Below are 8254 nucleotides of genomic sequence, written 5' to 3'. Positions count from 1 at the left end.
GACCCGGCCTCCGGCCCCAACTCCCGCTCCAGCTCCGGGCGCCATGCTTCCGCCCGCCGCCAGCGCCGCCACCATCACCGTCAACCACACTGCCGTGTACGCCATATCCCCACGATGACGCACCGCACCCGCCCCGCGATGATCTTGCTCCGAGACCTGTGGATAACTCGAGTGTCGCCGGTGACTCCGCCGGTCCCGTACACTTTCTCTGGCGACTCGGGTCACCGGGTCGACTTCGCACGCCCCGCCACCAACCCCGGACCTTGATGGTCACGGGCGGTGGCCGCGCCCCTCGGTCCCTTGTGGCACGGCGCGTCGGGACGTCAGGCGCGGCCGCCGTCCGGCGGTCGCGGTAACCGAGCACATCAAGGAGTACGGCCATGGCCGTCGTCACGATGCGGGAGCTGCTGGAGAGCGGCGTCCACTTCGGGCACCAGACCCGCCGCTGGAACCCGAAGATGAAGCGCTTCATCTTCACCGAGCGCAACGGCATTTACATCATCGACCTGCTCCAGTCGCTGTCGTACATCGACCGCGCCTACGAGTTCGTCAAGGAGACCGTCGCGCACGGCGGCTCCATCATGTTCGTCGGCACCAAGAAGCAGGCGCAGGAGGCCATCGCCGAGCAGGCGTCCCGCGTCGGCATGCCGTACGTCAACCAGCGCTGGCTGGGCGGCATGCTCACCAACTTCTCGACCGTCTACAAGCGCCTGCAGCGCCTGAAGGAGCTCGAGGAGATCGACTTCGCGGACGTGGCCGCTTCCGGCCTCACCAAGAAGGAGCTGCTGGTCCTCTCCCGCGAGAAGGACAAGCTGGAGAAGACCCTCGGCGGCATCCGCGAGATGCAGAAGGTGCCCAGCGCCGTCTGGATCGTGGACACCAAGAAGGAGCACATCGCCGTCGGTGAGGCGCGCAAGCTCCGCATCCCGGTCGTCGCGATCCTCGACACCAACTGCGACCCCGACGAGGTCGACTACAAGATCCCGGGCAACGACGACGCGATCCGCTCCGTCACGCTGCTCACCCGCGTGATCGCCGACGCCGTCGCCGAGGGCCTCATCGCCCGCTCCGGTGCCGCCACCGGTGACAAGAAGGCCGAAGGCGTCGTCGAGCCGCTCGCCGAGTGGGAGCGCGACCTGCTCGAAGGCGACAAGAAGGCCGACGCCGAGCCGGCGACCGAGGCCGCTGCCCCGGCTGACGAGGCCCCCGCCGCCGAGGCTGCCGCCCCGGCCGACGAGGCCCCCGCCGCCGAGGCTGCCGCCCCGGCCGACGAGGCTCCCGCTGCTCCGGCCGCCGACGCCGCGCCCGCGACCACCGAGGGCGACGACTCCACCGGGGCCTGATCGCTCGCGGACGCGAGCGTCCGGGAACAGCACCACGCGTGACGACGGCGGGGGCCCAGCGCCCCCGCCGTTCACCCGTAGATCCACCGACCATCCGGGAAGAGACTCACACCCATGGCGAACTTCACCGCCGCCGACGTCAAGAAGCTCCGCGAGCTCACCGCCGCGGGCATGATGGACTGCAAGAACGCCCTCACCGAGGCCGAAGGCGACCTGGACAAGGCCGTCGAGATCCTCCGTGTGAAGGGCCAGAAGGGCGTCACCAAGCGCGAGGGCCGCTCGGCCTCCAACGGCGCCGTCGTCTCCCTCATCGCCGCCGACAACTCCGAGGGTGTCCTCGTCGAGTTGAAGTGCGAGACCGACTTCGTCGCCAAGGGCGACAAGTTCGTCGCGGTCGCCGACGCGATCGCCGCGCACGTCGCCGCCACCAAGCCGGCCGCCATCGACGCGCTGCTCGGCTCCGAGATCAAGGACGGCCAGACCGTCCAGGCGTTCGTCGACGAGGCCAACGCCACCCTCGGCGAGAAGATCGTGCTGGACCGCTTCGCGCAGTTCACCGACGGCTACGTCGCCTCCTACCTGCACCGCACCAGCCCGGACCTGCCCCCGCAGGTCGGCGTGCTGGTCGAGCTGGACAAGGCCGACCCGCAGACCGCCAAGGACGTCGCGCAGCACATCGCCGCGTTCGCCCCGAAGTTCCTGAGCCGCGACGAGATCGACGAGGAGACCGTGGCGAACGAGCGCCGGGTCGCCGAGGCCACCGCGCGCGAGGAGGGCAAGCCCGAGGCCGCCCTGGCGCGTATCGTCGAAGGACGGGTCAACGGCTTCTTCAAGGAGAACGTCGTCCTGGAGCAGGCGTTCGCCAAGGACTCCAAGAAGACCGTGCAGAAGGTGCTCGACGAGGCCGGTGTCACGCTGAAGCACTTCGCGCGCTTCCGCGTCGGCGTCTGACGTCCGTTCGCACCGGCACCCGCCGGTCCGGCCGCAGACACCACTCGGCCGCAGCGGGCTGCCACCCACGTCCGCACGGTCGCCCCGCGGCCGCGCGGCGCAAGACAGACGGTCCCGCTGGGGCCGTATGCGGCCGGTCGCCCGCCGGCCGGCCGCAGAGGTGACGAGGAGGCCATTGCCGTACCGGGAACCGACAAGGACCCACGGCAATGGCCTCCTCGGTACGTGCACGAGGAGATCTCCCATGGATGATGGTGCCGAAGGCGCCGGCAAGGCCCACGACCACACCCACGACGACGACGGCGGACGGCATCACGAAGGTCGCGACGGGACCACCCCCCGCCGCTACCTGCTCAAGCTTTCCGGTGAGGCATTCGCCGGAGGCGGCGGTCTCGGCGTCGATCCCGACGTCGTGCACGCCATCGCCCGGGAGATCGCCGCGGTGGTCCGCGACGGCTACGAGATCGCGGTCGTGCTCGGCGGCGGCAACTTCTTCCGCGGTGCCGAACTCCAGCAGCGCGGCATGGACCGGGCCCGCTCCGACTACATGGGCATGCTGGGCACCGTGATGAACTGCCTTGCGCTCCAGGACTTCCTGGAGAAGGAGGGCATCGAGACCCGGGTGCAGACCGCCATCACCATGGGCCAGGTCGCCGAGCCGTACATCCCGCTGCGGGCCGTCCGGCACCTGGAGAAGGGCCGCGTGGTGATCTTCGGCGCGGGCATGGGCATGCCCTACTTCTCCACCGACACCACCGCCGCCCAGCGCGCCCTGGAGATCGACGCCGTGGCGATGTTGATGGGCAAGAACGGGGTGGACGGGGTCTACGACTCCGACCCCAAGCACAACCCGAACGCCGTCCGCTTCGACGCCCTGGAGTACGGCGAGCTGATCGCCCGTGACCTGCGGGTCGCCGACCTCACCGCGATCACCCTCTGCCAGGACAACAAACTTCCCATCCTGGTCTTCGAACTGCTCGCCGAGGGCAACATCGCCCGCGCCGTCAAGGGTGAGAAGATCGGCACGCTGGTCAACGACCGGGGCACCAGGGCGTGACCGGCGCGGCCGGTATGGACAACAGGCTGCCCGGTCCGACACCGTGCAGGAAGACGTGCGCAGGGGCCCGGACCCGACGGCTCTGCCTTCTGAATACCAGGAGCACATGGTGATTGAAGAGACCCTCCTCGAGGCCGAGGAGAAGATGGAGAAGGCCGTCGTCGTCGCCAAGGACGACTTCGCGGCGATCCGCACCGGCCGTGCGCACCCGGCGATGTTCAACAAGATCGTCGCCGAGTACTACGGCGCGATCACCCCGATCAACCAGCTCGCCTCCTTCGCGGTGCCCGAGCCGCGGATGGCCGTGATCACCCCCTTCGACAGCAGCAGCCTGCGCAACATCGAAGAGGCGATCCGCAACTCCGACCTCGGTGTGAACCCCAGCAACGACGGCCGGATCATCCGCGTGGTGTTCCCGCAGCTCACCGAGGAGCGCCGGCGCGAGTACATCAAGGTCGCCAAGACCAAGGGCGAGGACGCGAAGATCTCCATCCGCAGCGTCCGGCGCAAGGCCAAGGAGACCCTGGACAAGCTCGTCAAGGACGGCGAGACCGGCGAGGACGAGGTGCGCCGCGCGGAGAAGGAGCTCGACGACACGACGTCCAAGTACGTGGCGCAGATCGACGAGCTGCTCAAGCACAAGGAGACGGAGCTGCTGGAGGTCTGACCTCCGTCCGCAGCCCCGCACAGCATCGCATCGCATCGCACCGCGTGGCACCGCGTGGCACCGCGTGGCAACATCCCGCGCGGCGCCACCTCCACATCACCTCCCCACACGGTCCCTGCCCGGATCGCACATCTCCCCGGCCGACCAAACAACCTGACGACGACGCGAGGCGACGCTCCGTGAACGATTCTTCCTGGGGCGTTTCGCCACGCGCCGGTCACGCGGCGGGTTCCGCCACGGAACCCGGGGTCAGGAGGAAGATTTCCACCATGCCGCCGCCACCTCCTTCGCCGCCCCAGGACCCGCCGCCACCGGGTCCGGGCTCCGGACACGGCTCCGGAGCGCACGGCTCCGAGCCGCCGGGCGCGCCGGCGGCCGCGCCGGCGAAGAAGTCCGCCGGCCGTGACCTGCGGGCGGCGATAGGGGTCGGTGTCGGCCTCGGCGCGGTGGTGGTCGCGGCGCTCTTCATCGTCAAGGCGGTCTTCGTCGGCATCGTCGTGGTCGCGGTGGTCGTCGGCCTGTGGGAGCTGACCTCCCGGCTCGCCGAGCGCAAGCAGATCCAGGCGCCGCTGATCCCGCTGGCGATCGGCGGCACCGCGATGGTGATCGCGGGGTATCTGCGCGGCGCCGACGGGGCGTGGATCGCGATGGCGCTGACCGCGCTCGCCGTCCTGGTCTGGCGGATGGCCAAGCCGCCGGAGGACTACCTGCGCGACGTCACCGCGGGCGTCTTCGCCGCGTTCTACGTGCCCTTCCTCGCCACTTTCGTCGTCATGATGCTCGCCGCCGACGACGGCCCGCGCCGGGTGCTGGTGTTCCTCCTGCTCACCGTGATCAGCGACACCGGCGCCTACGCGGTCGGCTGGCGCTTCGGCAGCCACAAGCTCGCGCCCCGGATCAGCCCCGGCAAGACCCGTGAGGGCCTGCTCGGTGCGATCTCCTTCGCCATGGTCGCCGGCGCCCTGCTCATGCAGTACTTCGTAGACGACGGCCGCTGGTGGCAGGGCCTGCTGCTCGGCCTCGCCGCGGCCGTCAGCGCCACCCTCGGCGACCTCGGCGAGTCCATGATCAAGCGCGACCTCGGCATCAAGGACATGGGCACCCTCCTCCCGGGCCACGGCGGCATCATGGACCGCCTCGACTCCCTGCTCCCCACGGCGCCGGTGGTGTGGCTGCTCCTGGTGGCGTTCGTGGGCCAGGGCTAGCTAGCGCCTGCGCTCACCCCGTGCCCGGTACGAACAGGGCACTCCGCGGAGTCTGCGACACTGGTAGGCATCATGCCTGTACCCGGAGAACTGACGTTTGCCGTGCCGCGCGGGGCCAAGAAGCCGCCGCGGCATCTTGCCGACCTGTCGCCCGCGGAGCGGAGGGAGGCGGTGGCGGAGCTGGGGGAGAAGCCGTTTCGGGCCAAGCAGTTGTCGCAGCACTACTTCGCGCGCTATACCGACGACCCTGCGGCGTGGACGGATATTCCGGCCGGGGCGCGCGGGAAGCTGGCCGAGGACCTGCTGCCGGAGTTGATGACGGTGGTGCGGCACGCGTCGTGTGACGACGGGGATACCCGTAAGACGCTGTGGCGGCTGTTCGACGGGACCCTGGTCGAGTCGGTGCTGATGCGGTACCCGGACCGGGTGACGATGTGCATCTCGTCGCAGGCGGGCTGCGGGATGAACTGCCCGTTCTGCGCCACCGGTCAGGCGGGGCTGGACCGCAACCTGTCGACGGCCGAGATCGTGCACCAGATCGTCGCCGGAATGCGGGCGCTGCGCGACGGCGAGGTGCCCGGCGAGGGCCCCGGCGTCGGTCCCGGCACCCCGGACCGGTTGTCGAACATCGTCTTCATGGGCATGGGCGAGCCGCTGGCGAACTACCGCCGGGTCGTCGACGCGATCCGCCGCCTCACCGACCCGGCGCCCGACGGGCTCGGGCTGTCCCAGCGCGGCATCACCGTCTCCACGGTCGGCCTGGTCCCCGCGATGCACCGGTTCGCCGACGAGGGCTTCAAGTGCCGCCTCGCGGTGTCCCTGCATGCGCCCGACGACGAGCTGCGCGACACCCTCGTGCCGGTCAACACCCGCTGGAAGGTCCGCGAGGTGCTGGACGCGGCCTGGCACTACGCCGACGTCTCCGGCCGCCGCGTCTCCATCGAGTACGCCCTGATCCGCGACGTGAACGACCAGGCGTGGCGCGCCGACCGGCTCGGCAAGCTGCTCAAGAACCACCGGGTGCACGTCAACCTGATCCCGCTCAACCCCACCCCGGGCTCGAAGTGGACCGCCTCCCGCCCGGAGGACGAGCGGGCGTTCGTGGCCGCCCTGGAGGCGCATGGCGTGCCCGTGACCGTACGGGACACCCGCGGTCAGGAGATCGACGGGGCCTGCGGTCAGCTGGCCGCGTCCGCGCGCTGATACGGTGCGCTGGTGCGTTCGTCGCACTGATGGAATGAACGTCTGGACAAATGAACATCCGACAGGGGAGCGCCTGAGATGGCGCTGAGAGTGCGGCTGGGGCGACGGCATGACCGTCGAGGAGCCCAGGCCGCAGACCCTCCCACCTGATCCGGGTCATACCGGCGTAGGGAGTCAGCAAGTGAGCAGTACCATTCGTCGGCGTGCCGTGGGCGCGCTCGTCCTCGTCACCGCGGGCGCCACCGTCCTTGCCGGCTGCGGCGGCTCGGGGTCGGGTTCCGACTCCGGGAAGGCGGCCGGCGGCAAGCCGTCGAAGACCGTCACCCTGGTCAGCCACGACTCGTTCGCCGCCTCCAAGTCGGTGATGGCGGAGTTCACCAAGGAGACCGGCTACACCGTCAAGGTGCTGCGCGGCGGCGACGCGGGCGCGGCGGTCAACCAGGCCATCCTCACCAAGGACCACCCGCGCGGCGATGTCTTCTTCGGCGTCGACAACACCCTGCTCTCCCGCGCGCTCGGCAACGGCCTGTTCGACCCGTACACCGCCAAGGGCCTGGACCAGGTGCCCGCCGACCTCCAACTCGACGCGGGCAAGCACCGCGTGACGCCGATCGACTCCGGCGACGTGTGCGTCAACTACGACCGCGCGTACTTCACCTCGCACCACCTCGCGCCGCCGCAGACCTTCGCCGACCTGATCAAGGCGCAGTACAAGAACCTGCTGGTCACCGAGAACGTCTCCACGTCCTCGCCGGGCCTGGCCTTCCTGCTGGGCACCGCCGCCACCTACGGCGACTCGGGATGGCAGGCGTACTGGAAGAAGCTGAGGGCCAACGGCGTCCAGGTCGTCGACAGTTGGGAGCAGGCGTACGACAACGCCTTCTCCGGGTCGGCCGCCGGGAAGAAGGCCAAGGGCAACAAGCCGCTGGTGGTCTCCTACGCCTCCAGCCCGCCCGCCGAGGTGGTCGGCGTCAACCCGCTGCCCGCGCAGTCGCCCGTCGGTGTGGCCACCGGCACCTGCTTCCGCCAGATCGAGTTCGCCGGAGTGCTGCACGACGCGAAGAACCCCGCGGGCGCCGAGGCGTTCATCGACTTCATGCTCAGCCGGACCTTCCAGCAGGACATGCCGCTCCAGATGTACGTCGACCCGGTCGTGAAGGGCGCCACCGAGCCGGAGGTGTTCACCAAGTACGGCGCGAAGGTCCCGCACCCGACGACGCTCGCGCCCGACAAGATCGCCGCGAAGCGGGACGACTGGGTGAAGTCATGGAACTCGATCGTCCTGTAGTCCTTCGCCGGGCGCGCGGTGCGGGGCGCCGTCGCACCGCGACCGGGCTCGCCCTGGCCGCGCTGCCGCTGGCGTTCTTCGCCGCCTTCTTCGCCTACCCGGTGGCGTCCATCGTCGGCCGCGGCCTGCATCAGGGCGGCCACTGGCAGCTCGGCCGGATCGGCGACGTGCTCGGCGACGGCTCGGTACGGCACGTGCTGTGGTTCACCTGCTGGCAGGCCGGCGCGTCCACCGCGCTGACGCTCGCGGTCGCGCTGCCCGGGGCGTACGCCTTCGCGCGGTTGGACTTCCCCGGCAAGCGGCTGCTGCGGGCCGTGGTCACCGTGCCGTTCGTGCTGCCGACCGTCGTCGCGGGCTCGGCGTTCCTCGCGCTGCTCGGGCAGGGCGGCTTCACCGACAGCCTCTTCGGCGTACGCCTGGACACCTCCGTGTGGGCGATCCTGATCGCGCACGTCTTCTTCAACTACGCCGTGGTCGTCCGCACCGTCGGCGGCCTGTGGGCGCAACTCGACCCGCGCCAGGAGGAGGCCGCCCGCATGC

8 protein-coding genes and 1 riboswitch are annotated in these 8254 nt (G+C 70.1%); all 8 genes read left to right on the top strand.

Annotated features, from left to right (window positions below):
• Positions 1-380 precede the first annotated feature (380 nt).
• Complete coding sequence (rpsB, locus tag AC13HU_RS25480) at positions 381-1343, top strand: 30S ribosomal protein S2 (RefSeq protein WP_483044279.1); 963 nt, start codon at positions 381-383, stop codon at positions 1341-1343.
• A 114-nt stretch (positions 1344-1457) separates the two neighbouring features.
• Positions 1458-2294 (top strand): translation elongation factor Ts, encoded by an 837-nt coding sequence (tsf, locus tag AC13HU_RS25475; protein WP_483044278.1) that lies wholly within the window; start codon positions 1458-1460, stop codon positions 2292-2294.
• 244 nt (positions 2295-2538) lie between these two features.
• The gene (gene pyrH / locus AC13HU_RS25470) at positions 2539-3351 is read left to right on the top strand and encodes a UMP kinase (protein WP_483044277.1); all 813 of its coding nucleotides are present in this window, start codon (positions 2539-2541) and stop codon (positions 3349-3351) included.
• A gap of 109 nt (positions 3352-3460) precedes the next feature.
• On the top strand, positions 3461-4018 hold the full coding sequence (gene frr, locus AC13HU_RS25465; RefSeq protein WP_483044280.1) for a ribosome recycling factor: 558 nt from the start codon (positions 3461-3463) through the stop codon (positions 4016-4018).
• Between the two features lie 179 nt (positions 4019-4197).
• A complete protein-coding gene (locus tag AC13HU_RS25460) occupies positions 4198-5223 on the top strand; it encodes a phosphatidate cytidylyltransferase (protein ID WP_483044276.1) in 1026 nt (341 codons plus the stop codon).
• 72 nt (positions 5224-5295) lie between these two features.
• A complete protein-coding gene (gene rlmN, locus AC13HU_RS25455) occupies positions 5296-6426 on the top strand; it encodes a dual-specificity RNA methyltransferase RlmN (protein ID WP_483044275.1) in 1131 nt (376 codons plus the stop codon).
• Positions 6427-6479: 53 nt separating this feature from the next.
• A riboswitch (TPP riboswitch) is annotated at positions 6480-6616 on the top strand.
• Positions 6608-7714, top strand: coding sequence for a thiamine ABC transporter substrate-binding protein (locus AC13HU_RS25450; protein ID WP_483044274.1), 1107 nt, complete (start codon positions 6608-6610; stop codon positions 7712-7714). Its footprint overlaps the riboswitch before it by 9 nt.
• Positions 7693-8254, top strand: a 562-nt coding sequence (locus tag AC13HU_RS25445) for an ABC transporter permease (RefSeq protein ID WP_483044273.1), incomplete at its 3' end; no start/stop codon positions are given. The genes AC13HU_RS25450 and AC13HU_RS25445, both read left to right, overlap by 22 nt.

The sequence above is a fragment of the Streptomyces sp. NH27 genome (assembly GCF_056859195.1).
The sequence above is the reverse complement of the archived record's forward strand: the minus strand, read 5'-3'. Positions and strand labels throughout refer to the sequence as shown.

What these genes read in the sequence shown, in the direction of transcription:
- rpsB (WP_483044279.1), top strand. Translation starts at nt 381, where the DNA reads ATGGCCGTCGTCACGATGCGGGAGCTGCTGGAGAGCGGCGTCCACTTC.
- tsf (WP_483044278.1), top strand. Translation starts at nt 1,458, where the DNA reads ATGGCGAACTTCACCGCCGCCGACGTCAAGAAGCTCCGCGAGCTCACC.
- pyrH (WP_483044277.1), top strand. Translation starts at nt 2,539, where the DNA reads ATGGATGATGGTGCCGAAGGCGCCGGCAAGGCCCACGACCACACCCAC.
- rlmN (WP_483044275.1), top strand. Translation starts at nt 5,296, where the DNA reads ATGCCTGTACCCGGAGAACTGACGTTTGCCGTGCCGCGCGGGGCCAAG.